Origin of the sequence: Pseudoalteromonas sp. SR41-8, from assembly GCF_014163915.1 — a bacterium.
In the GTDB taxonomy this organism is placed as follows: Bacteria; Pseudomonadota; Gammaproteobacteria; order Enterobacterales; family Alteromonadaceae; genus Pseudoalteromonas; species Pseudoalteromonas rhizosphaerae.
In genome coordinates, this window is the sequence record NZ_JACJEE010000004.1 from 50,857 (window position 1) to 75,257 (window position 24,401).

Consider the following 24,401-nt stretch of genomic DNA (forward strand, 5'->3'; position numbering starts at 1 on the left):
TAACATTTAGTTTAGGTTAGCTTTACAGTTTTACTAAATTATTAGTTTAGAACAACACCAAGTCATCTCGATGGATCACTTCACTACCGCAATCAAAAGCTAGCAACTTTGTAATTTCACTTGAATGACAACCTTTAATAGTGTCGGTTTCAGCTTTACTAAAACGTACTAACCCACGGGCCACTAATTGTTGATCACTGGTGACTAAATCAATCAAATCGCCACGTTCAAACTGCCCGCGCACACCGCGTACGCCTTTGGCTAATAAACTAGCGCCTTGTTGCTGTAAAGCATTTACTGCGCCATCATCAATCACTATTTGGCCACTACTTTTAGGTCCAGCTAACAGCCATTTTTTACGGCCATCTCTTGGCGCTGTTAGCTTTACAAAGCGTGTTCCTGGTAACTGTTCGCTCATACAATTAAGGATCACATTTTTACCAGCACCTTTGGCTATAATCACTTCCACCCCGGCTCGACGAGCGATATCAGCGGCTTGCAATTTCGTTGCCATACCACCCGTGCCTAGACTAGTTCCACTGCCACCAGCAAGCTGGCGTAACTCATCATCAATATGTGCCACTTCGTCAATTAATTGCGCATTAACATCAGTACGTGGATCACTGGTAAATAAACCTTCTTGGTCGGTTAGTAATAATAATTTGTCGGCATTAGCTAATATAGCGACCAGTGCTGAGAGGTTGTCGTTATCACCTACTTTAATTTCAGCAGTTGCGACCGCATCATTTTCATTAATGATTGGCACCACGTCATAACTTAATAATGCAGTTAAAGTATCGCGGGCATTGAGGTAGCGTTCTCGGTCATCAACGTCAGCGCGAGTCAGTAGCATTTGCCCTACATTCACGCCATATAAAGCAAATAAGCTTTGCCAAATGTGGATAAGCTGACCTTGACCAATCGCGGCAAGCATCTGTTTATCAATCAATGAACGACCGCAGGGTTTTAATAGTTGCTCTCGGCCAGCAGCCACCGCGCCACTTGATACCAGCACAACTTGATGACCTTGCTTTTTTAATTCACAACATTGGCGAACTAATTCAACCATGTGTGCTTTGTCGAGTTTATCGGTTCCACCAGTGAGTACACTCGTTCCCAGCTTAACCACTATTACCTGTGCCCTTTGCATGCTTTTTACTACACAAAAATATTGAAGGATTTATTTATACCAGTTATCGATTTTTGAACAAGTTAAAAATATTCAATCACGGTGCTGACGTGCTAGGATCGTGTTTTAATTCACTTTAAAGCGACCTTCATGCCAGCCAGTTTATGTTTAATAATCGCCACCTTTTTATGGGGCAGTTCTTTTATCACGCTGAAATACGCGATCGCCATTTATGACCCTGCACTGGTGATTTTTTTACGCATGTTAACCACCTTAGTCATGGCATTGTGCTTATGGCGTTACGTTATTCGCTTTAAATATCATCAAGGTGACTGGAAATATCTGGTGGGGATGTCGCTGGCTGAGCCCTGTTTGTATTTTTTATTTGAAGGCCATGCGATGGAATATACTTCAGCTTCTCAAGCGGGGGTTATTGTATCGTGCTTACCGATTATCGTAGCACTTTTAGCGTTTTTTATGCTCAAAGAGTACATTAGTAAGGCCATTGTTATTGGTTTCACTTTTTGTATTGGCGGCAGTATCTTATTAACTTTAATGTCGCCAAGCTCAGAGCAGGCTCCCAATCCATTGCTGGGTAACTTTTTGGAGTTAATGGCAATGGTCTGCGCTGCATTTTATACTATTTCAGTTAAACATTTAGTTGCTCGCTACTCACCATTAACCTTAATTGCACTGCAAGGTTTTAGCGGTAGTCTGTTCTTTGCGCCATTTTTACTGTTTATTGATTTCCCCAGTGAAAATCAACACGACCTTGGCGCATTATTAAGTATTTTATATTTAGGCTCTTGCGTCACCTTAGGCGGCTATGGTTTGTATAATTACGCAATTAGTAAGGTGTCGGTGCTCACTGCCGCAGCCTATTCAAATTTAATACCGATTTTCACCCTAATATTATCAGCAATTATCTTGGGAGAAGTGCTTTCTCTTAGCCAATGGCTCAGCATTGGCGTGGTATTTGTAGGTGTAATGATAAGTCAGCGTCATCAAGAATTGGTAGTAGACATAGATAACACCGATGCAGGTGATGGCAATTTATCGGCAGAGACTAATAATCGTAATTCAGTCCCGGAGGCTAAAGAATCAAACGGATAACAGGTTAATAAATACAAGCCTTTATGCGCTAAAAAATCGTACTGGGACTGATGAATAACCGCAATCCCACGCACTCGATAGCGATCAATTTGGCCATTTTGCGTTTGTAAGCTAAATTGCTCACCCACATTCACTTTTTGTAAGAAAGCAAAGTGAGTGTCATTATGTCCAGCAATTAACACGCCTGCTTGCTCAGAGCCTAGCTCTGCACTAGCTAAAAAGTGACCCGGGGCAAACGCTAAGTTACGGCCACTGGCTCCTGCTAATATTGTTAAGGTTTGCTTTTGGCTTGGCCAATTCAGTTGTGCAGTTACATAACTATCAGCATAGAACCAGGGTTTAACTTGTTGCTCTGGCGTTGTAAGTGCCACTTGCCAAGCCTGCTCTATAAGGCGTTGTGCCAGCCACGCTTTAGCTTGCATATAACTACCATGACCAAGCAACGCCAAGCCAACAATCAACAATATAGCGCCAATCACTGCTTTCATTTTTTCAGTCTCAACACTGCAAATCCAGCCAACAGCATGCAACCGAGTAAAATATGTAGTCTGCTTTGCCCATCAGTTTGTGGCAAACTCATTGCTAGACCCTGAGGTCGTTGATTAACCACTTGCACATTCTGCTCAGCAACAGTGCTCGATGGTGTCTGTTCAATCGCTACAAAGGCGGTAAACGGACTAAGTAATTGATGTTCAAGCGCTAGACTCTCAACCTGTGCTTTAACATGCTCTTGCTCGTTATAAAGTAATAATGATTTAATTTTTTGCCGTGCCCACAACCTTGCAATTCCATGAGCCGGTCGCCCTTGTTGTGTATTTAACTTTATCGACAACGGTCCTTGCGCCGTTTGCCCCGCTAAAGTAACGCCGGCATTATTATCAAGCTTTATAGCAACCATCACCGGCTCTGAAAAGTACAGGTCGGGTAACGGCGATGGCCAATATTCAAGAGCTTGATTTGCCAAATCACTGCTAAGCGCAAGTTGAGTAATTGCAGGATGAGCTAACTTATCAAATAGTTGCTGCATTTTTGGTTGCACGTCACTACTGCTGCCAATATAAGTAAACGTTCCGCGTCCAACATCTGCAGCTCGACGCATAAAGTAACTATTAGGCGCACTACCGATACCAATCGTAAACAAACGACTATCACCTAGTTGCGCACTAATATGTTTAAACAATGCATCTTCATTACTGACACTGCCATCGGTTAAAAATACCACTTGACGCACATACCCTAGATGCTCACGAGCATCTAGTACACCATCTAATGCCCCTTTAATATCTGTGCCGCCATCAGCTTGTAAATTATATACAAAGCGCTCAGCACGGCGTAAATTAAAATCATTAGCCGGCAAAGGTTTATCGCTCATAGGCATAATTTGATCGTCAAAGCCGACAATATTAAAGCTGTCGTTACTATCAAGTAACGATAACGCATAATGAAGTGCACTTTTGGCTTGCTCCATTGACTGTCCGTGCATAGAGCCGGAAGTGTCGACTACAAAAATCATTTCTCTTGCTAGACGCTGAGTCTGCGTAAAATGATCATCCGGCGGCAGCAACATTAATAATCCATAACGTTCACCATTACTGAGCTGCTCAGTAAAAAATGCGGCTTGCGCTTGCTCTTTTTGCAGCGGTTTAAACTCCAGTAAAAAATCACGATTCACGGCACGTTGTTCATTTAAAGTAACTTGATACTGACCAAATGCCAGATTTTCGGTATTAATACGATGATATTTAGACTGAATATCCACCAGCTCTAGGCCAACATCAATATTAACCGTTAGCTTAAACTCGCCTTGAACCGAGCCGGTATTTTTAGTGGCCATGTAAATCGGTGCTATCCAACCGGTGGCAGCAATACTCGCTGATGATAACTCATTACTCTGCGAGTCAATCATATCCTCTGCTGTTTCATTTAATACCCCATTAATCGGATGGTAACGCGGCGTTATCGTGGTTGGAAATCGTAGTGCAAATGTACCACTGCGATAATCAATCACTTCTTGGTATTGCAGCTCTATTTGCACTTCTTCGCCGGGGCCGATGTTTGCCACATTAGTGACAAACATGTTTGCACGCTGCTGGCGCACTAAAGCGGCTTGTTTACCCGCTTGTTGTGCCTGTTGAAAACGCAGCTCGGCTTGTGCTTTTTTATCAATTTCACCTTTGATCACTCGCTCACCAATGTGCATAGTCATAGCATGAACCGCACTTTCATCGGGCAGCGGAAAGACATAGCGTGCATTAACAGCAAACGGGTTTTCATTGCGATAATGTTGAGTTACCACGACATGGTTTATCAATCCGGTGACTGTCATGGTGGCATCACTTTTTAAGATAACGCCAGGCGCTGCCTTTGCACCATTGCTGTCGAACATAGTTAGTTCTGGCGATGTGCTAGCGTTACTCGCACAGCTAACAAACGCGATGAAGGTAAAAAGGCTTCCCCGTAACCATAAATGGCTACGGGTCAGCACTTTGCTTGGTTTACTCAACATAAAAATCACTCCCTTGGCGGCTACTTGGCAAAATGGCGATTAGTTACTCGCGGTTTGGTTATACGGCTGCGTGCTTGGACGAGTTGTTAACGTTACACGGCGGTCAAACATGTTTTCTTCATAATTATCGCTATCTGCCACAGTTTGTTGCTCACCAAATGCGGTAGTCGTTAAGCGGGTATGGCTAATACCTTGCTTTATTAAGTAGCTTTGTACATTTGCGACTCGCTGTTTTGAAAGCGCTAAGTTAGCGAGCTCATCACCACGTTGATCGGCAAAGCCATTTAAATCCAGCTGCAAGTCTGGCTGGCTTTGAAGTAAATTCACTAGTTGATCAAGTTGGCTGGCAAAGTGCGGGGCAATCTCACTTGAACCGGTTTTAAATTGAATGGTCATTGCCATTAGGTTATGCATTTTGGCTAATGCAAGGCGTTCGTTATTACTCTCAAGCTTATCGAGCTGCTCACTCATTTGCGTATTTTGAGCAAGTACATGCTGGTAATCATCGGTTTTATCTTGCAGCACAACTAAAGCTCGTTGTTGCTCGGCAATTTTATCTTCTGCCACTTCTTGCTCGCCAATCAAGCCTCCGGCAAATGCACCAACAAAGGCACCAATTGGGCCGCCAACAATACCGCCAACAATTGCCCCCGTACTTAAACCTATCACCGTTTCTTTATGAGTTTCTTTTGCTTTAACTGCAACTGTGTCAGCGTGGGCTAAGTTAGGTGCTGCAAAAATAGTAGCGACAGTGCAAGCGATAATCATTTTTTTCATGGTGTAATCCTTTTTTGCTTAATTACTTAATAGTTGGCAACTCATGGGTTGGTAGCTGCCCGATTTGGTATAACGCCATTAAAGCAAGCTCAAGTGGCAACAAAGGGGAGCAAAAAAGGCAAACTGCTGAGCAATTGTGGCAAAAAAAAGGCAATTGCTTTTTCGCCAGTGCGAAAGCAAAAAAATTAGGTATAGTGCAACTAGAATATAAGAAGGTGCTGTAAATGAAGAAGATTGCAATTATTGAAGACGAACCCGCGATCCGCGAAAATTACATGGAAATGCTCAGCGCGCAGGGTTATCTGGTCAGCGGCTATAGCAACCGTCAAAGTGCAGAGCATGCTTTTAATGACGCACTACCAGACTTAGCGATTGTCGATATTGGTTTAGGTCATGAAATTGATGGCGGTTTCTTACTATGCCAAACTCTGCGTTCGCTTTCTAAAACCTTGCCGATTATTTTTTTAACCGCCCGCGACAGCGAAATAGATACAGTGTGTGGCCTACGCATGGGCGCTGATGACTATCTCACTAAAGATATCAGCATGGCGCATTTGGCGGCTCGTATCGGTGCACTGTTTCGACGTATGGAAGCACTCGAGCAACCCGCTGATCAAAATGCTTTACTCAATCGCGGCCCGCTCACGCTTGATACTAAACGCATGCAAGTATTTTGGCAGCAGCAAATAGTCGATTTAACCGTAACTGAATTTTGGATGCTGCATTCACTGGCACAGCGCCCTGGGCATGTAAAAAGCCGTAACGAACTAATGAGTGATGCAAAGATTTACGTTGATGACAGCACTATCACTTCTCATGTTAAACGTATTCGCAAAAAATTTATCGCTTTAGATACTGACTTTGATTGTATAGATACCGTGTACGGTATGGGTTATCGCTGGGAGCAAGTGTAATGCTGCGTTTTGGTTTGCGCAGTAAATTTATATTGCTGTCGTGTTTTTTATTTTTACTGCCTTGGCTTGGCTATGAATACGTGTGGGAAATGGAAAAATTTCTGCGCCAAGGTCAAGAAAAAACCTTAGTCGGCACTACTCGAGCACTCGCCACGGCCCTGCATGAGCGCCCAGCATTATTTGACTCGCAAACCAATTTTTTAGATCAGGTTATAAAAGGCCGTGATCTCTACGCCTATAACCTTAGTAACCCCATTCAACTTGATGGCAAACTGTCGGACTGGCAGCCTTATCAAAGTCTTTTTTGGCATTACGACGAGCGCTATTTACAAACTAATAAACCAGACCATCAGCTTGAGGACTTATCGTTTGAGCATATGGTTGGTAAATATGAAAACTTTTTATATGCAGTATTTAAAGTTACCGATGACTCGGTGGTTTATCGCGCTAAAAACACCCTAAGTTTAACCCGTAATGATCACTTACAGATCATGTTAAAAACCCCACAAGGAGAATTTAAGCACTATATTGTTACCGCTCGCCAAGATGGCTGGATCAACGCATTTGACGCACAAAGCAAAACCCCAATAACAAAAATTCAAGGCTATTTTGTCAGTACAGAGACTGGCTACAACATAGAGTTGCGGTTTCCGCTAACGATGCTTGGCAATAAGCTCGGCTTTGCAATTGAAGATTGGGATCAAGGCAAGCCTGAGCCACAGACTATGTCGACTTCAAACTTACAAAACCCCAATGATATTGGCTCAGTGCTGGTGCCCTCCCCTGAAATAAATCGTATATTAAAAGGTATGGGTCACAGCGGCAGCCGAATTTGGGTGGTTGATAATCATCACCGCGTGTTAGCGCAGTCGGGATCAATTCATCATGCCGACGGCGTTTGGGCTGATGGACTTAATGACCAGCCAGCAAAAACCTGGTGGCAACGATTTGAGAAAAACTACTTACATCCACTTTACTATAAAGTACTTACCCGCCCTGAAAATGAATTTTTAGATACATTGCACGATGTCGCAGCGATGCAAGGCACACATATAGGTAAAGCACTCAGTGGCACACCAGCATCGTCTTGGCGACTCACTCCAGATAACAAAGCGGTTATTTTATCAGCCGCATATCCTATTTGGATCCAAGATAAGGTCATTGGTGCTGTAGTGGCCGAAGAGACTACCAATGGTGTTCGCACATTACGCAACAAATCGTTAGAGAAACTATTTAATGTGATTTTAGCAGTGATGCTAATAGGCACAGTAACGTTATTCTTTTTTGCATCAAGGATATCCAGTCGTATTCGTCGCTTAAGAGATACCGCAGAGCAAGCCATTGATGCTCAAGGGCGAGTAACTGGCACTATTAATTACAGCGATTCAAACGATGAAATTGGCGATTTATCTCGCAGTTTTGCAAATATTGTAAGTCGCTTAGGTGGTTACACTAACTATTTAGAAACCATGTCGTCGCGATTATCTCACGAACTCAGAACACCCGTTGCGGTCGTACGTAGTTCCCTTGAAAACTTACAAATGCAGCCACAAAGTGAGCTGAGCCAAAAATACCTTGATCGTGCCAGTGAAGGGGTCGAGCGTTTAGGTAAAATAATCACCACCATGAGCGAAGCAACTCGCCTTGAGCAAAGTATTCAAAGCGCTGAAGCTGAACCATTTGATTTGCGAAATGTGATCAATGGTTGTATGCAAGGCTACCAGCTAACCTATGCAAAGCAACAATTTAGCCTTAATATTTGTCCGCAACCATTACTACTTAGCGGCGCGCCTGAGTTTATTGCTCAGTTGCTAGATAAACTAATCAATAATGCCTTAGAGTTTAGTGTTGAAGATAGCGCTATAAGTGTCAGCCTTGATCAACATGATAATGAAGCCCTGTTATGTGTCAGTAATCTAGGTCCACTTTTACCCGAGGGATTAACAGAGCATATTTTTGATTCAATGGTGTCGGTACGTAGTCAACAACTGCAGCAGCAACCACACTTGGGTTTAGGGCTTTATATAGTACGTTTAGTATGTGAATACCATAAAGGCACAGTTAGCGCGGCTAATAATCAACAAGCTGATGGTGTGACTTTTACCGTTCGACTGCCTATTAATAATAATTAAGGATTACATTTATACACATTTTGTACGGTTAATGTTCACTTACAATTCAGTCGCGCAGACATATGCTTACTACTTAACTAAGTTGATAAGATAGGAGGCAATATGCAAGCGATACTGAAACGTGAAGAAATTGATTTTATTTTTGATTTATACAGCTATGAAGATAGTGATGAGTTAAACAGTAGCGAACCTAACTCTGATACTGAAAAACATGACATAACACAATCAAAAGTAATTTATCAGCCTAGTTGTTTGACCTAAAAGCGGTTTGCTCATTACAATGGCGCACCTTGTAAAAGTACTGCCTAATAATGAAAACTCATTCTGCTAAAAAAGAACTTATTTTATTACCGATCTTACTAATTGTTATTTTACTGTGTATTGCTGGGCATTTTTTACTACAAGCCAGCTTCCAAGATAGCAATGTTACCGAGTATATGCTTGCTGCGTTACCTTTTGCTATGTTTGGCTTAGTGATTATCGCTTTTAAAATTGCCAGTAACAGTGAAGACAAAGAGCGTGCAGAACAAAGTGATAACGGCTAACGCTTGCACCACACACACTCTTGATTATTTATAATATATGGTAACCAAACCAATCGGGCTTAATCGCTTGAGATTGCTCGCTCGGGGTTAGCTTGATATGTAATTGACTGTCGAGCAAGTCAATTGCAAAGCAATCATCTACATCATGTAAGTCATCTTTATGAATATGACTTAAACCAGCTAGTAAATCCTCTTTTGCTCTTTGTTTAGCTTCGTCGCTACTACTTGCTACATATAACGCAAAGTCATGCTGCTCAGCTAAGCTATCAGCACGATACGCTCCTAAATTTACAAAGTATAACTGCTGCGATTGGGCCACGGGTTCATCAACCACGGTTACTGCAAAGCCATCAATGTGATTTACCGCCATATAGCTGTCCATGTGCACGCTACTTTTATCACCGACCCACTGCGCTTTTAATTTTGAGTAAGTTTGTTCAATCGATTCCCCAACAACAAAACGAACATCATGCATTTCAATATGGCAGCCCTGAATACGCCCACCTAAATACACCATAAATAACTGCATTTTCTCTCCTAACAAATAGTATCAACGTCAATGTTGTGTTTTTTGATCAACTTATAAAAATCTGAGCGATTACGCTTAGCTAGTTTTGCCCCTTCAGCCACGTTACCGCCAGCCATCTTTAAAGCATTAATCACATAATCACGCTCAAATTCTTTTTTAGCATCGTTAAGAGAAAGCGGCTCAACATTGTTGGTATTACTATTAAGCGCACTTTCAACCAGCTGTGCTGATATTACTTCACCTGGGGTAAGTGCGACAACCTGCTCTACTACATTTTGTAACTGGCGAATATTACCCGGCCAATCGTGACGTACTAATGCATGCATTGCATCATTGGCGAAACGCTTTTCTTTTTGATCCATACGTTTAGCAATGGTAGCGCTAAAATACTGCGCTAATAAACTAACGTCTTCTCTGCGCTCACACAGTGGTGGCAATTTAAGATTCACAACATTTAAGCGATAGTATAAATCTTCGCGAAATTGCTGATTAGCAATCGCATCAGGCAAGTTTTTATGAGTTGCTGATACAATCCGCACATCAATTGGAATTTCTTCTTCAAAGCCCACAGGGCGAATAGTTTTTTCTTGTAATACGCGCAGTAACTTAACTTGTAAATTAAGTGGCATATCACCGATTTCATCTAAAAATAAAGTACCGCCTTGCGCTTGCTGAAATAACCCTTGGTGGTCTTTAATCGCGCCCGTAAAAGCCCCTTTTTTGTGACCGAATAGTTCTGATTCGAGTAATTCCCCCGGTACCGCACCACAGTTTATTGCGACAAACGGACCTTCACTAACATGGCTATGTTGATGAATAGCATTAGCTAGTAACTCTTTACCTGTACCACTGGCCCCCGAGATCAGCACATTGACCTGAGTCGGACCTAGTAATTTAACTTGCTCAAGTAAATGCAGCATAGCACCACTGCGGGTCACGATATTACTGTTTGATGCGCTTTCATCGGCACTGAGACCATGAATTTCAATCGCTTTTGCTAAACTATCAAATAACTCATCTTTATCTACCGGTTTAGTAATAAAGGCAAAAATACCTTGCTTCGTCGCTTCAACAGCATCAGGAATAGACCCATGAGCTGTCATCATCAACACTGGCAGCGCTGGGTAGCGATTTTGTAACTGACGGTGTAATGCCATACCATCCATTTCATCCATGCGTAAGTCTGTAACCACAGCATCAAACACATTATTTTTTAATAACTGTAGCGCAGCAATACCACTTTCGCAGGTAGTCACTTGATAGCCTTTAGATTCTATGCGAATAGCCAATAGTTTTAATAAACTTGCATCATCATCGACCAGTAAAATTCGCGCGCCTTGGTTTTGCTCTGTTGACATAATTACTGCTCCTTAGTTTCTTCGCGTAGTAATAGTTGCTGCTCGATGGCTGCCAGTGATGACAGGGTTTCTTGCATTTTATTATTCAGCGCTTGCTGCTGTTTTTTAGCGTTGATCTGCTGTTTTATTTGTTGTTTTTGCAGCCATAAATACTGTTTTATATCATCTGGCCAATAATAAGCTTGATCCAGTTTTAGCAGCTGCGTTAATACTTTTTCCGGTGCTAATACATTATTTTTGCAACTAAAATCAAAATAATTCTGAAGCTCTTTAGCACCAATATAAACCGTTTTACTCGCTGCCACTTGAAAACCACCGCACGACTTTGCATGCCAACCAATGACCGTTTCGGCAGGTGCATACATAGGATCGGTTTTCGGCCTAGGTTTCGGATTTGGTAAACTATCCCCTTGTGGTGTAGTCACCTTACCCGCTTGTTCAGCTTCAGGGTTGCTTTTATTTACTGGCTGCTCAGTTAACTCACACCCTGCGAGCCCTAAGGTTGTAATGCAAACCACTAAAATGGCATTTAAACGCACGCCCATGCTAATTAACTCCTTGGTTTTTATTGGTTGGAGGGATGATTGGGATTTGAATTATAAAACGACAGCCTTGTGGCTCATTATGCTCAACGTGTAAAGTACCCATCAATTGCTCAACAGACTCTTTTACAATGGTAAGCCCTAAGCCACTACCTTGAGCGGTTATATCTTTAGCATTCTTACCTTGATAAAAGGCACTGAATATATGTGATTTCTCTTGCTCTTTAATACCGGTGCCTTGATCGCTAACGCTCATAGTCAAAGTACGACCAGCTAATGACAGAGCAATATTGACCGCCTGTCCTGCTGGTGAAAACTTTAAGCCATTAGAGATCAACTGAATTAAGATCATTTCAACAAGCTCTGCAGCAATTTCCAGTGGTTGCTCGGGTAACTCACAATGCCAACATAAGCTTTGCTTACGCGCCACTAAACGATGTTCAAAATGGCTGTTTATCTTGGTTATTAATTGCGAGAATTCCAGCTCACTTAAGTCTTCTTTGCTGCTGCGAATCGCATTGTAACTAAGTAAACTATCGATCATAGCGCGCAAACGCACCATGCTCTGGGTAATTAACGCCAACACCGCTTGCTGCTCTTTGTTAATTGGCCCAACGATTTCATCGGCGAGTAAGTCAGTACCCTCAACCATTGACGCTAATGGAGTTTTCAATTCATGGGTAACATGGCGTAAAAAAGTATCTTTTTGTTGCTCTAATTGATGCAACTGCTCTTGCACCCATTGTAATTTATTTCCTAGTTCAACCAACTCAGCAGAGCCTTGTACAGCTATTTTTTGTTGCCAATGACCTTGCCCAAGCTTATCAATAACCGACGTTAATCCTTTTAAGCGACCACTTATACGCCATAAAAAACCACCACCTACTAGTAAAGTTAATGGGATAAGTGCTATTAACCAATTGATAAATGAGCTTTGCAAAGCTTTTAACTGTTGCTGATTTTTAGTTATTTGCAGCTCATTTTGATCTCTTAGCCACACCGTTTGACGCGCAATTAATTCACTCACAGGAATAAACAATTGCGCATCTTGTTGTCCTTCAGTAACGAGTTGAGTATGCGCTAATTGCAATACCTGTGTGAGTTGCTGCCATTGCTTAATATACTCCCCCGTAGAACTTATAAAAGTTAGTTCATCAATGCTTTGTAGTGATGATTGCCACTTATCAACAATCAATTCATCGAGTGATTCGCTTTTCAGCACCCAGTTTTGTCGCGTTGCGCGCTCTAAGCTATTGAGGTCTTGCTTAAGGTTATTAAATGACTTGGTAATTTGATAATTTTCACTGACGATTTGCTGAGTTACTGCTAGCTGTTTATTCAGCGCATTTAAAAATACAATCACTACCAGTGATAATGGCAGCAGCGATAACAAAGTACTAAACAAAAACTGGCCTATTAAATTGGGTCGCCAACTAAGTAATGCACTGTACTTTTTAGCGAATGAGGCCACTATCGCCACTCCTTTAGTTAAAAGTCTGATTATGGAAGGTGTTACTTATACACTAGCTGAATCAATAAGAATAATGAATAAGGCGAACTGTGTAGCGCTATATAAAGCGACTGACGCTAAATTGAAACAACTTAACCAACTGTTTTTTAAAAACTTAATGAATACCCGTTAAAAGTTGTTGCAAAAAAGACACACTGCTCGGTCATTTTTTCCCACTTATTATCATGCCAAAAAATTAAACCACTGATATTTATACAATAAAAAAATTGGCATCGTTCTTGTAATATCCGTATCAACGACTGTTTATAAGGAAATAATATGAAAATATTAACACCGCTGTGCTTATGCATCAGCCTACTGCTTAGCTTTAACAGCTTTGCCATTGATGTCGAGGCCACCTTCGCAGAACTTGATAAAGACAGTAATGGCACATTGAGTGAAGCAGAAGCATCTGAAGATGCGGTATTACACGAAAGTTTTGAGCAAATTGACAAAGATCAAAATGGTCAAATTTCATTTGCTGAGTTTAAACAATTTTTGCAATAAATTTCCCAAAGGAAACACTGCTATGAAACAACTTATCGCCGCTTTTTCACTGATGTTTTTAGTCATTAGCGCCACTGTTTTAGCATCACAATTAAATGTTAAGTTTGCGCAATTAGATACCGACTCTGACGGACAAATTTCATTACTTGAAGCCAAGCAAAACAACACGCTATTAAAGCAGTTTACTGATCTTGATGATAATAACGACGAGCAATTATCTGAGCAAGAGTTCGCAAAGTTTAAATTTTAAAAGGCTTTAAAGTATTTGCCATAATCCCGGAGGGAATGTGTAAACGGATTTAATGTTGGGATTTAAATTATGGCAAATGCTTTATTCTTTTTGTTGGTAGGATGTAAATAATGAAAAGCATATTAATAATATTAAGTGTGTCGCTAGCCACTAGTTTTAGCGCAATGGCACTGGATGTAAAACAACGTTTTGATCATTTAGATAGCAATAAAGATGGCTATTTAACGCATAATGAGCTTGAACCACAACCACAATTGTTGAGTAACTTTAAACGTTGGGACAAAAACCAAGACAATAAAATTTCCCTATCTGAATTTAAGCGTTTTTTAACTAATAATCTAGATTAACGAGTTTCCCCAATGACATTTTGTACACAACTGGGACTAAGTTGGTTATTTGTCAGTAGCTGTTGCAGTTTTGCAACAACTGATAATATAGCAGAACAATTCAAAAACTTAGACCGCGATAACGACGGTCTTATCACGCGTTCAGAGTCAGCAAAAGATCCTGCCCTGTGGTCTCGTTTTAAAAACTATGACCGCGATAAAGATGGTAGATTATCACTGTCTGAATTTACTCTATATGCAAATAAATGAATAGCTAATTCATCAGCATAGTTGAAATGCACAACGATAAATAATTTATTATATTTAATTTGCAGACTCAGTATTCTCTGTTACTGTTTAACTAACAAAAGCAGAAAAAGAATTCTAACAATGAAATGCTTACTCGCCTGTTTAATCACTTTATCTTTACCTGTGCTAGCTGATACCACGGTGATCTACAATGCTAATGGTTACACTCCAACTTACAGTGGCCAATTACAGCAATTTTCTACACTGGTTATTAAAGATGGCAAAGTAGTAAAAGTAGGAGACGATAAACTAAAAGCGAGTTTCCCTAATGCTGCAGTATTTGATGCCGAGCAACAAACCTTATTACCTGGTTTAATTGACGCCCACGGTCATGTGATTGGACTTGGTAATAATTTAGCGCAACTCGATTTACGTGGCAGTACGTCGATTGCAGAAATACAAAAAAAGCTTGCTGTATTTGCTAAAAATAACCGGGGCTGGATTATTGGCCGCGGTTGGAATCAAGAACTGTGGCCTAATAAGCAATTTCCTACTGCTGCTGACTTAGATAAAGTTGTCAAAGATGTTCCGGTGGTGCTTTCTCGTGTCGATAGCCACGCAATTTGGGTTAATAGCAAAGCGATGGAGTTAGCCAAATTAACACCCACAGTACAGTCACCAGCAGGTGGTGAAATTATTCGCAACCAAGCAGGTCAACCTAGCGGTATTTTTGTCGATAAGGCCGAAAGTTTAATTACTGCACATATTCCTACGCCATCTGATCAAGACGTAAATAATGCCTTAAATCAAGCTGGTCAACATCTGCTCAGCTTAGGTATAACCTCAACCCACGATGCTGGGATTGATAAACAAACATGGCAAGTTTACAAGCAAAGAGCTGAACAAGGCACCTTACCGCTGCGCATTGTTGCAATGCTAAGTGCAACAGATCCGTCCCTTGAAGATATGCTCAGAGCCGGTCGCTATAAAGATCTTAACGATTTCATGTCTATTCGTAGTGTAAAAATATATGCTGATGGTGCGTTAGGAAGCCGTGGCGCCGCACTACTGGCCGATTATGCAGATAGAAAGAATCACCAAGGTTTAATGCTCGAAACTCAACAAAAATTAGAGCAGCTGTACACATTGAGCTTTAACCATGGTTTTAGCGCCAATACCCATGCCATCGGTGATAAAGCAAATCATATTGTGTTAGATGCCTATCAAAATGTATTTAAAAAAACCGGCGGGATTTTACTACGTAACCGTATAGAGCACGCACAGATAGTTGATCCAGCAGATATTCCTCGCTTCAAAGCACTTAAAATCATTCCATCAATGCAACCGGTGCATGCAACTTCTGATATGCATATGGCAGAGCAGCGCCTTAGCGATACACAATTACAAGGTGCATATGCATGGCAAACGTTTTTAAAGCAAGGCTCAGTAGTAGCTGCAGGCTCAGATTATCCAGTTGAACTGGCCAACCCCTTTGACGGTTTGTATTCAGCAATTACTCGCCAAGATCACAATCAATTACCCGCTAATGGCTGGCGAGTCACTGAAGCACTGAGCAGAGAAGATGCACTCAGAGCATTCACGTTAGGTGCTGCGTATGCCGCACATCAAGAATTTAAATTAGGTAGTTTAGAGCAAGGAAAGTGGGCTGACTTTATTTTAATCGACAAAGACTATTTTAAAGTGCCAGTACAAGAAATTTTTACCATTGTCGTAAATCAAACATGGATTGGCGGTGAATTACGCTACCAAAAAGCGCAAATTGATAACCAGAGTAAGGCGCAATAAACCACGCTATTATTGCGGTTTTTGTTGTTGACGTTTGAGCTTAATTAAATGATAAATATTTACGAAGGTTAGCAAACCATTGGTGATAGCCACAGGCCATGCAGCAATCGCAATACCGTAGGCTGTGAAAGCAATACAACCGGCAAGATTAAACCAACGAAGTTTGCTCACATCACTCATAGTTAAAGAGGCAATAAGTAAAGCTGAGGCAAAATACCCCAAATATTCCCAACTCATTTGTTCTCTCCGGTACTTTAGGTTAGCATTGCAAATGTTGTAGTTTAGGCAAAGTTATTCCACAATATAGCAATAGTATAAAAAAGCTAACTTACTAAAAACCCAAAGCTGCTAAAAGCACACTTTAATAATCATTACACGGGATATCAGGTATTAAGCTTAATTAACCGAGTTAACTAAGCTAGTAAGTTAGCGTAAATTCTTAGAATCTTAATGCTAACGTCATTAAGATGTAATAAATAGGACAATTGTCCGAAGGGCATTGTTGATGTTTCAATATCATTTTTCTAGTTATCTCGTCGACCAGCTACTAACCTTTGCTGGCAGCCGTTATCAACAATCTAAAAAAGAAGTACTGATCCACCAAGATCAACCTCTTACAAAATTAGTGTTAGTCAGAAGCGGCACCGTATCGTTTAGTTATGATGTCGGTAATGGCCGCCGCTTACTGCTGGGCCAACTTGATTGCAACAACACCTTAATTGGTGAAATTGAAGCGCTAAACAATAACCCCTGCATTTATACAGTTACCTGCTTCAGTGACGTTAGCTACAACCTAATAGAACTAAAGCACTGGCGTGCCCTGTTACTTGAAAAGCCAGAGCTGAGTTTATACACAGCACAAACTATTGCCGCTAAGTTTCAAGAAAACCAAAAAATTAATTTAGATAAACTATTGTTGCCATTGGGTTACAATATCGCCAAAGACTGTTTATTACGTGCCGAAAATAATAACCCAACCCTGCTGCGCGCATACCCAACGGTAAATGCTGAAGCTGAGCGTTTTGCCACCACAGAGCGAGCCTATCGCCGCGTAGTATCGGAACTGGTAGAAAGAGGTTTAGTTGCACGCTCAAATGATGGACTCAAAGCGGTTGATTTAGATAAACTTAGCGATTACGTGGATAGTTTTTCGCAGCTATAGTTGCTAATTTAAGTAATTTAGCATTACTGCAATATCTTCTGATTATAAAAGATAAAAAGGCCTAGGGGCGATTAACTCTTTGTTACTTACATGGATGTAAGTAAGGGGCGTGAGCAGGACGCGGAAGCTTTGCTCGATTTTTACTTAGCCCACTAGGTTACAAATCTCGCGCCGCGATTAAATCGCCCCTAGATTGAACAAATTTCAATCCACAAAGGTCAACAGACCCTAATTAAGGCCTTTTTTATTTTTACTCAATAGATTTATTTTGCTAATAAAATATCGTGTATTTTTACTAAATCTGTCTTACCAGCGATGATCTCATCAGGTGTTAAACCCGATAGTTCATGCGGGAATACTAACCACTCTTCTGATTCATGAATGTAGTAGTCAGGTTTCATATCAACTTTAGAATTTTTTGGTTTGTAATACGGGCATGCAATGCGGATATCTTTAGGTAAGTTTAAACGCATCAATTCCGAAAGCTTTTCTTTCAGTGCAAAAATACTACGCCCTGAATCAAATACATCATCAACAATCAATAACGAGTCACCTGCGTTAGCATTTTCAATAATGTAGTGTAGGCCATGTACTTTAATTTCTTTAGATTGCTTATTAATACCGTAATACGATGAAGTTCGCACCGCGATATGATCTGTCTCTATGCCCTTATAATCATAATACTCTTGCACTGCAATCCCAATTGGGGCACCCCCACGCCAAATACCAATAATAAAATCAGGACGAAAACCATCTTGGTATACTTGCGCCGCAACGCGAAATGAATCTTCAAGCAATTGTTGCGCTGTGATGTAGCACTTATCTGACATAATTAGAATTCCCAGTGTGAGTTGATCATTCAAGTATAGTTTATGAATACGACTTAAATAAAAGCAGCGCTTTTAATATAAGAAATATAACTTCAAACCTTAATCACTTGAAATGCAAAAGTGGAGCGAGATTTTAGCGCAAATAAACTAAAAAAGCTTGTTTCTGTTTGTAATTACATTTTTATAGCCAACAAAAAAGCGCCTAAAACGGCGCTTTTTTAAACATATTTAAGATTACGCTTTTTCTAGTAAAGTACGTGCAACCGTGCGCATCCCGACTGTTGTCGCGCCCGCAGCCCATTGACTCGTGCTACCCATATTAAACGCTGCCGCTAAATCCATATGCACCCAGCCTTTGCCGTCGTTTGGTACAAAACGTGACAAGAAACCAGCAGCATTTGATGCGCCACCATAACCACCGCCTTTTTGGGCACGGCTGTTAGCTGTATCAGCGTATGGTGAAGGACAGTTTTGTTGATGCCACTTTTCAAGTGGAAGTGGCCACGCGCCTTCCATTTCTTGCCCAGCAAAGCCTTCAACTTCACGTACAAACTCTTTATCAAGTCCAAATAAGGCATTGTACTCTTGACCAACAGCAACTAGCGCAGCGCCTGTTAGTGTCGCCGCATCAATAATTAAAGGTGCACCGGTTTCAGCTGCAGCCATTAAGCCATCAGCAAGTACTAAGCGTCCTTCAGCGTCAGTGTTAACAATCTCAACTGTCGTGCCGTTTTTATAGGTAAGGATATCACCCAGCTTATATGCATGGCCTGAAATAAGGTTCTCAGCACAGCATAAAAACAGTTTAATTCGTTTATTAATACCGCGACTAATAGCCAATGCCAAACCTGCGGTAACCGTTGCAGCACCGCCCATGTCGCACTTCATACCTAACATACCTTCGCTGGCTTTAATTGAATAACCGCCAGAGTCAAAAGTAATCCCCTTACCAACAAGCGCTGCATCTACAGGCGCATTTTCATCGCCAGTTGGATTGTAATCAAGTGCAAGTAATACAGGCGGGCGCTCACTACCGCGACCAACAGCATGGATACCAATCCACTGCTGCTCAAGTAGCGCATCACCTTTGATGATTTGATAGCTCACGTGTTCAGGAGCTAGTGATTGAATAAATTCAGCAGCTTTACCAGCTAAACTTTCAGGGAAGATATCATCCGCCGTGCCATTGATCATTTCACGCGCCCAAGTAGCAGAACGAAGTAATGAAGCAAGCTCTTGGCTATCTGTTTTAGCATTTTCAGCAAATTCAACACCGTGTAATGACTTAGGCGATACAAACCCTTGATAAAAAGCCCACTGTGTTTCTGTACACCAGCAATCACCAGCTAGCACGACATTTTTAACGCCTTGATTGGCAATACTGCGCGCGGCTTTTTGTACATTTACTAATGTTTCTTGTTCAGATAAATGAACCGTTGCACCGTGCTCATTAAAAGATAACGTGGCGGTTTCGCCCCAATGCGATGCAGCACCCTGCTCGCTTAATTGAACAACAAATTTTTCAGACATGTTAGAATACTCTTTGCGCTAAAATAGTGACAATGAGTTTACTATAGCCACAACAACTTCCCAACTGCTTGAGACCAAATAACTAAAATAATGAAATATACAACGCCACTCCAACACGCTACTTTAATCAAACGCTACAAACGTTTTTTAGCCGATTTACGCCTTAGCGATGGCTCAGAGTTTACCGCCCATTGTGCCAACACAGGTAAAATGACTGGTTGCGCGGAGCCTGACTTTGCAGCCTTTTATTCCACCAGTAGCAATCAAAAAAGAAAATATCCTCACTCATTAGAATTGACGCAAAACCAGTTTGGCCATCTGATCTGTGTAAATACGGCAATCGCGAATAAAATCGTTGCAGAAGCACTTCATGCAGCGCTAATCAGCGAGCTTAACGGCTACACTAAAATACAGCCAGAGGTTAAATATGGTGATGAAAATAGCCGTATCGATTTTTTACTTACAGCTCCCCAACGCCCAGACTGCTATGTAGAAGTAAAATCTGTCACTTTACTCAGTCAAAATGCCCCACAAAGTGGCCAAGGTTACTTCCCTGATGCCGAAACTCTTCGCGGTCAAAAGCATATTCGTGAATTAATTGAAATGGTTGCACAAGGCCATCGTGCAGTGCTGCTGTTTGCAGTATTACATCAAGGGATTAAGCAAGTTAGTGCGGCGCGCCATATTGACGAAAAGTACGCCCAACTAGTTGATTTGGCAATTACTAAAGGTGTAGAAGTAGTTGCTTATAAAGCAGATATTTCGAGCGCTGAAATTACACTAATAGAAAAGCTCACTTTTAATTAAAAGCGACTTGTTTTTAAGGTTTTCGCCCATATAACAAGGCAAGTTTTTAAGCACTTATCTATAAGTAATGGGTGTAAAAACCACTTATCGTACCTTTTTTAATTTTATTGATGCGGTTTAAGTAGGACTAATTAATGAAAAATAAATTTGCCTAGGCCATAGGATTCTGTTATTTATAGCCGCCGGCTCATGCTGGGCATTATATTAAGGATTTAGGAGAAAGTTATGCCAGACCAAAAAAAATTAGGGTTATTGGCTCAGGCCGGATTAGAACCATACCAGGAAAAGCCGGGCGAAGAGTATATGAATGATGCACAACGCACTCATTTCAAAACTATTTTGGAAGCATGGCGCAACGATTTACGCAATGAAGTTGACCGAACTAAATCGCATATGCAAGACGAAGCTGCTAACTTCCCTGATCCAGTTGACCGCGCAGCACAAGAAGAAGAGTTCTCTTTAGAACTTCGTACTCGTGACCGTGAACGTAAACTGATCAAAAAAATTGAAAAAACGATCCAATTAATCAAAGAAGATGATTTTGGTTTTTGCGATTCGTGCGGGATTGAAATTGGTATCCGCCGTTTAGAAGCACGTCCTACAGCTGACTTGTGTGTAGACTGTAAAACGCTTGCGGAAATCAAAGAAAAACAATCTGGACGTGGTTAATTACTAGTAATTAATCAATGTCTACCACAGCCGTTACTGCGCCTATGCGCAACTATCGCGGTCGCTTTGCGCCGTCACCTTCTGGACCACTTCATTTTGGTTCTCTTGTGGCGGCTGTGGGCAGCTACCTTGACGCGAAAAGCAACCAAGGCACTTGGTTAGTCCGTATTGAAGATATCGACACCACACGTGTTGTAGACGGCGCCGCTAAAGATATTCTCAATACCTTAGAAGCCTATGGTTTGTACTGGGATGAAGACGTAGCCTATCAAACTCAACGCCATGACTTGTATGCGCATACCATTAATAATCTAAATAACCAGCACCTAATTTATGCTTGCCACTGCTCGCGCAAAGAAATTAAAGCGCTTGGCGGTATTTATCAAGGCCATTGTCGTCATTTAAAGCATAGTCAGAACAGCAGCGCACTGCGGTTAATTCAGCAACATGCTACATGCCAATACCATGATCTCATTCAAGGTGAGATAAATGTAGCTCATGATCTCGCCCACGAAGATTACTTAATAAAGCGCAGTGATGGGCTATTTGCTTATCAACTAGTGGTGGTCGCAGACGATATTGCCCAAGGTATCACTCATGTCGTACGCGGCGCAGACTTGCTTGAACCAACCGCACGCCAATTGAGTTTATTTAAACAATTAGCTGCCACGGCCCCCCATTACGCACATTTACCATTAGCAGTCGCTAAACCTGGGTTTAAATTATCAAAACAAAACTATGCCCCAGCTATTAGCAAAAGTAACCCCAAACCGGCTTTGCTGAGTGCATTCGAATTTTTAGGGTTGGCGCCCAAAGATGAATTACTTGAACTAAATATCGAGCAAATGCTAGCTTGGGGAGTCGACAATTACAGCTTGCAAAACGTCCCTAAAATGACACAAATTCAAATTTCGCAAAACCCGCACAGTCATACAACCGCCTTTACGCATTTAAACAAATAAAAATTCACTAAAAAGGGCTAATTTTAAGGCCTTCAACTTAATTTTTAAGCTGTGCTGGTATATGATAGCCCACCTTAAATGTGCAATTCATTTAATTAATACCAATTGCGTTAAGGTTGTACACTATTATAGCAACAGTCAAGTAGCTCAATAACAGGATAATAATTTCCAGCATCGTTATGCTAGAAAGTTTTAACCCTAGCAATGACTGTTTAACTGACTAGAATGAACAAGACTCTAATACCATAGGTATTACCAAGTAAACGCAACATATGTGCAGTTAATAGCAAAGTGAAGCTATACTTGGTTTGATTTTGATGGCGTCCATCAAATAACCGAATTCTGTAGGAGACAGATTATTATTTCCAAGCTTTTTCAATTTTGTCGGCAAATTATTGGCCCAACCGCCTCTGTAACAGCCGAACATACCCAAGTCTCTGCGCAGCCTTTAATAGTTGGACGCAATGAGCATGGTATTTCTCGCAAACAATTTAGCCCAAATGCAATCAAGGTATTATATCGCCTGAAAGACGGAGGCTTTGATGCCTACCTTGTTGGTGGTTGCATTCGTGATATTTTGTTAGGTCAACAACCAAAAGATTTTGATGTGGTCACCAATGCCACTCCTGATCAGGTTAAAAAGCTATTTCGTAATTGCCGCTTAATTGGCCGTCGCTTTCGTTTAGCACACATTGTTTTTGGTCGTGAAATAATCGAAGTGGCCACCATGCGTGGTCATCACGAAGCGCCTGAAGATAAAAACCAAATTAGCCAATCGAGTGACCAAGGACAACTGCTGCGCGATAATGTTTTTGGTAGTATTGAAGAAGATGCTGAACGCCGCGATTTTTCAATCAATGCGTTATATTATTCAATTAATGATTTTTCAATCCATGATTATGCTAATGGCTTAGCAGCTATTAACGCTCGACAAATCGAGATGATTGGTGATCCAGCAACCCGTTACCGCGAAGATCCTGTACGTATGCTGCGCGCAGTTCGCTTTGCAACCAAACTCGATATGTCGATTGCACCGGCAACCGAGCAACCATTAAATGAATTAGCAAGCCTGTTAGATAATATACCTGCAGCGCGGTTATTTGAAGAAACACTGAAACTGTTTTTAAATGGCAAGGCCGAAGCAAACTTTTTAATGCTACGTAAATATGGCCTTTTCAAATCATTATTTCCAGCCCTTGATAGTATTTTAGATAGTAATCCTGATGGCTTAGAATTCGCTTTAATTCAACAGATGTTCCGTAATACAGATGAGCGTATTAATGCGGAGAAAAAAGTAACTCCAGCATTTATTTTTGCTGCATTGTTATGGTTCCCATTATTGCAGATCACTAAAGCACTGCAAGAACAAGAGCAACTATCTGAATACGATGCTTTCGCTCAAGGTATGAACAAAGTACTCAGTGATAATGCCCAACATATCGCCGTACCAAAACGCTTTACCCTTGGCGCTCGTGATATCTGGCATATTCAACACCGCTTAGATAAACGCTCAGGACAACGTGCATATCGCCTGACACAGCAACCACGCTTTAAAGCTGCGTATGACTTTTTACTTTTGCGCGTACAGGCCGGTGAAAAACAGCATCAGCAATTAGTTAACTGGTGGACTGACTATTTAAAACAAGACATCAATGGTCAAAAAGAGCTAGTTAAAGCGTTAGGTACGCAAGGCGCAACAAAAGGCCGTCGTCGTACTCGCCGCCGCAGCCCAAAACCAGCGGCTGAATGATCATGGAAACCGTCTACCTTGGTTTAGGGGCTAATTTAAACGCCCCTCGTACTCAGCTAGATCATGCTGTTGCAGCACTGCGTGCATTGGCTGATTGCGAGTTTATTGGTGTATCGCATTATTACGCGAGTAAACCGATGGGCCCGCAAGATCAACCTGACTACGTTAACGCTGTTGCGGCGCTAAAAACCACGCTATTACCTGAGCAGTTGCTTGATTTAACACAACAGATAGAACTTGAACACGGTCGAGTACGAAAAGCACAGCGCTGGGGGCCGCGCACCTTAGATATTGATATTTTATTATTTGGTGATCAAGTCATTAATAGCGAGCGTTTAATTGTGCCACATTATGGTCTAACTGAACGCGAGTTTGTGGTTTACCCGCTACTTGAAATAGCCCCAAATATTACGCTGCCAAATGGTATATTACTTCACAGTATTAGCACTAATTTGGCACTAAACGAATTACAACAATTACCTCTGTAATTAATTTCAG

At 41.3% G+C, this 24,401-nt stretch carries 27 protein-coding genes; 16 read left to right on the forward strand and 11 right to left on the reverse strand.

The genetic code is table 11. From position 1 onward, the window contains the following. Positions 1–46: 46 nt before the first annotated feature. Positions 47–1,150 (reverse strand): glutamate 5-kinase, encoded by a 1,104-nt coding sequence (proB, locus tag H5162_RS04295; RefSeq protein ID WP_145235430.1) that lies wholly within the window; start codon positions 1,148–1,150, stop codon positions 47–49. Between the two features lie 129 nt (positions 1,151–1,279). On the opposite strand from proB, the gene H5162_RS04300 reads away from it, so the two are divergent. Then, a complete protein-coding gene (locus H5162_RS04300) occupies positions 1,280–2,242 on the forward strand; it encodes a DMT family transporter (RefSeq protein WP_182777786.1) in 963 nt (320 codons plus the stop codon). Here H5162_RS04300 and H5162_RS04305 read toward each other — a convergent pair. From H5162_RS04305 to pdsO, 3 genes are read right to left on the reverse strand one after another with little or no spacing between them, the layout of a single operon-like run. Further along, positions 2,134–2,730, reverse strand: a complete 597-nt coding sequence (locus tag H5162_RS04305; protein WP_182777788.1) for a class GN sortase — start codon at positions 2,728–2,730, stop codon at positions 2,134–2,136. The two genes, H5162_RS04300 and H5162_RS04305, sit on opposite strands and share 109 nt — an antisense overlap. Beyond that, the gene (locus H5162_RS04310; RefSeq protein WP_182777790.1) at positions 2,727–4,748 is read right to left on the reverse strand and encodes a marine proteobacterial sortase target protein; all 2,022 of its coding nucleotides are present in this window, start codon (positions 4,746–4,748) and stop codon (positions 2,727–2,729) included. The genes H5162_RS04305 and H5162_RS04310 overlap by 4 nt, the downstream gene beginning before the upstream one ends. A 39-nt stretch (positions 4,749–4,787) precedes the next feature. Beyond that, entirely contained in the window at positions 4,788–5,525 is a 738-nt protein-coding gene (gene pdsO / locus H5162_RS04315) for a sortase-associated OmpA-like protein PdsO (RefSeq protein ID WP_145235421.1), read from the reverse strand. A gap of 224 nt (positions 5,526–5,749) precedes the next feature. Between pdsO and pdsR the strand changes: the two genes are divergently transcribed. The 4 genes from pdsR to H5162_RS04335 all read left to right on the forward strand — a co-directional run bounded on the left by pdsR (position 5,750) and on the right by H5162_RS04335 (position 9,116). After that, on the forward strand, positions 5,750–6,439 hold the full coding sequence (gene pdsR / locus H5162_RS04320; RefSeq protein ID WP_145235419.1) for a proteobacterial dedicated sortase system response regulator: 690 nt from the start codon (positions 5,750–5,752) through the stop codon (positions 6,437–6,439). Then, on the forward strand, positions 6,439–8,571 hold the full coding sequence (gene pdsS, locus H5162_RS04325) for a proteobacterial dedicated sortase system histidine kinase (protein WP_182731796.1): 2,133 nt from the start codon (positions 6,439–6,441) through the stop codon (positions 8,569–8,571). Before pdsR ends, pdsS begins: the two co-directional genes overlap by 1 nt. 102 nt (positions 8,572–8,673) lie before the next feature. Next, positions 8,674–8,832, forward strand: coding sequence for a hypothetical protein (locus H5162_RS04330; RefSeq protein WP_179959192.1), 159 nt, complete (start codon positions 8,674–8,676; stop codon positions 8,830–8,832). Positions 8,833–8,882: 50 nt separating this feature from the next. After that, a complete protein-coding gene (locus H5162_RS04335) occupies positions 8,883–9,116 on the forward strand; it encodes a hypothetical protein (RefSeq protein ID WP_145235415.1) in 234 nt (77 codons plus the stop codon). A gap of 28 nt (positions 9,117–9,144) precedes the next feature. Here the strand turns inward: H5162_RS04335 and H5162_RS04340 are convergent, their stop codons facing one another. From H5162_RS04340 to H5162_RS04355, 4 genes are read right to left on the reverse strand one after another with little or no spacing between them, the layout of a single operon-like run. Further along, positions 9,145–9,645, reverse strand: a complete 501-nt coding sequence (locus H5162_RS04340; RefSeq protein WP_145235413.1) for a DUF1543 domain-containing protein — start codon at positions 9,643–9,645, stop codon at positions 9,145–9,147. Between the two features lie 8 nt (positions 9,646–9,653). After that, complete coding sequence (locus H5162_RS04345; RefSeq protein ID WP_145235410.1) at positions 9,654–11,003, reverse strand: sigma 54-interacting transcriptional regulator; 1,350 nt, start codon at positions 11,001–11,003, stop codon at positions 9,654–9,656. 2 nt (positions 11,004–11,005) lie between these two features. Beyond that, complete coding sequence (locus H5162_RS04350; RefSeq protein ID WP_145235408.1) at positions 11,006–11,548, reverse strand: hypothetical protein; 543 nt, start codon at positions 11,546–11,548, stop codon at positions 11,006–11,008. Position 11,549: 1 nt separating this feature from the next. Next, positions 11,550–13,019, reverse strand: a complete 1,470-nt coding sequence (locus H5162_RS04355) for a HAMP domain-containing sensor histidine kinase (protein ID WP_182777835.1) — start codon at positions 13,017–13,019, stop codon at positions 11,550–11,552. A gap of 315 nt (positions 13,020–13,334) precedes the next feature. Between H5162_RS04355 and H5162_RS04360 the strand changes: the two genes are divergently transcribed. From H5162_RS04360 to H5162_RS04380, 5 genes are all read left to right on the forward strand, one after another. Then, complete coding sequence (locus H5162_RS04360; RefSeq protein ID WP_145235406.1) at positions 13,335–13,562, forward strand: EF-hand domain-containing protein; 228 nt, start codon at positions 13,335–13,337, stop codon at positions 13,560–13,562. A gap of 22 nt (positions 13,563–13,584) precedes the next feature. Beyond that, a complete protein-coding gene (locus H5162_RS04365) occupies positions 13,585–13,812 on the forward strand; it encodes a hypothetical protein (RefSeq protein WP_145235404.1) in 228 nt (75 codons plus the stop codon). 110 nt (positions 13,813–13,922) lie between these two features. Continuing rightward, a complete protein-coding gene (locus H5162_RS04370; RefSeq protein ID WP_149982106.1) occupies positions 13,923–14,159 on the forward strand; it encodes an EF-hand domain-containing protein in 237 nt (78 codons plus the stop codon). 12 nt (positions 14,160–14,171) lie between these two features. Next, complete coding sequence (locus H5162_RS04375) at positions 14,172–14,408, forward strand: EF-hand domain-containing protein (protein WP_182777792.1); 237 nt, start codon at positions 14,172–14,174, stop codon at positions 14,406–14,408. A 120-nt stretch (positions 14,409–14,528) separates the two neighbouring features. Then, positions 14,529–16,193 (forward strand): amidohydrolase, encoded by a 1,665-nt coding sequence (locus H5162_RS04380; protein WP_182731800.1) that lies wholly within the window; start codon positions 14,529–14,531, stop codon positions 16,191–16,193. Positions 16,194–16,202: 9 nt separating this feature from the next. Here H5162_RS04380 and H5162_RS04385 read toward each other — a convergent pair whose 3' ends face one another. Further along, positions 16,203–16,430, reverse strand: a complete 228-nt coding sequence (locus H5162_RS04385) for a YgjV family protein (protein WP_145235395.1) — start codon at positions 16,428–16,430, stop codon at positions 16,203–16,205. A 268-nt stretch (positions 16,431–16,698) separates the two neighbouring features. On the opposite strand from H5162_RS04385, the gene H5162_RS04390 reads away from it, so the two are divergent. Then, complete coding sequence (locus H5162_RS04390) at positions 16,699–17,355, forward strand: Crp/Fnr family transcriptional regulator (protein WP_145235393.1); 657 nt, start codon at positions 16,699–16,701, stop codon at positions 17,353–17,355. A gap of 263 nt (positions 17,356–17,618) precedes the next feature. On the opposite strand, the gene H5162_RS04395 is transcribed toward H5162_RS04390, so the two are convergent. Continuing rightward, the gene (locus tag H5162_RS04395) at positions 17,619–18,185 is read right to left on the reverse strand and encodes a phosphoribosyltransferase (RefSeq protein WP_145235390.1); all 567 of its coding nucleotides are present in this window, start codon (positions 18,183–18,185) and stop codon (positions 17,619–17,621) included. A 234-nt stretch (positions 18,186–18,419) separates the two neighbouring features. Beyond that, positions 18,420–19,715, reverse strand: a complete 1,296-nt coding sequence (pepB, locus tag H5162_RS04400; protein ID WP_145235388.1) for an aminopeptidase PepB — start codon at positions 19,713–19,715, stop codon at positions 18,420–18,422. A gap of 90 nt (positions 19,716–19,805) precedes the next feature. Here pepB and sfsA point away from each other — a divergent pair, with 90 nt between their 5' ends. The 5 genes from sfsA (at position 19,806) to folK (ending at position 24,391) form a co-directional block, all read left to right on the forward strand. Further along, positions 19,806–20,522: a DNA/RNA nuclease SfsA gene (gene sfsA, locus H5162_RS04405; RefSeq protein WP_182717171.1), complete on the forward strand. Its 717-nt coding sequence runs from the start codon at positions 19,806–19,808 to the stop codon at positions 20,520–20,522. A 225-nt stretch (positions 20,523–20,747) separates the two neighbouring features. Then, positions 20,748–21,191, forward strand: coding sequence for an RNA polymerase-binding protein DksA (dksA, locus tag H5162_RS04410; protein ID WP_145235383.1), 444 nt, complete (start codon positions 20,748–20,750; stop codon positions 21,189–21,191). A gap of 17 nt (positions 21,192–21,208) precedes the next feature. After that, on the forward strand, positions 21,209–22,153 hold the full coding sequence (gluQRS, locus tag H5162_RS04415) for a tRNA glutamyl-Q(34) synthetase GluQRS (RefSeq protein ID WP_182759697.1): 945 nt from the start codon (positions 21,209–21,211) through the stop codon (positions 22,151–22,153). A 391-nt stretch (positions 22,154–22,544) separates the two neighbouring features. Next, entirely contained in the window at positions 22,545–23,903 is a 1,359-nt protein-coding gene (gene pcnB / locus H5162_RS04420) for a polynucleotide adenylyltransferase PcnB (protein WP_246175570.1), read from the forward strand. Positions 23,904–23,905: 2 nt separating this feature from the next. Then, positions 23,906–24,391 carry a 2-amino-4-hydroxy-6-hydroxymethyldihydropteridine diphosphokinase gene (gene folK / locus H5162_RS04425; RefSeq protein WP_145235378.1) on the forward strand — a complete coding sequence of 162 codons (486 nt, stop codon included), beginning with the start codon at positions 23,906–23,908 and terminating at the stop codon, positions 24,389–24,391. Positions 24,392–24,401 lie beyond the last annotated feature (10 nt).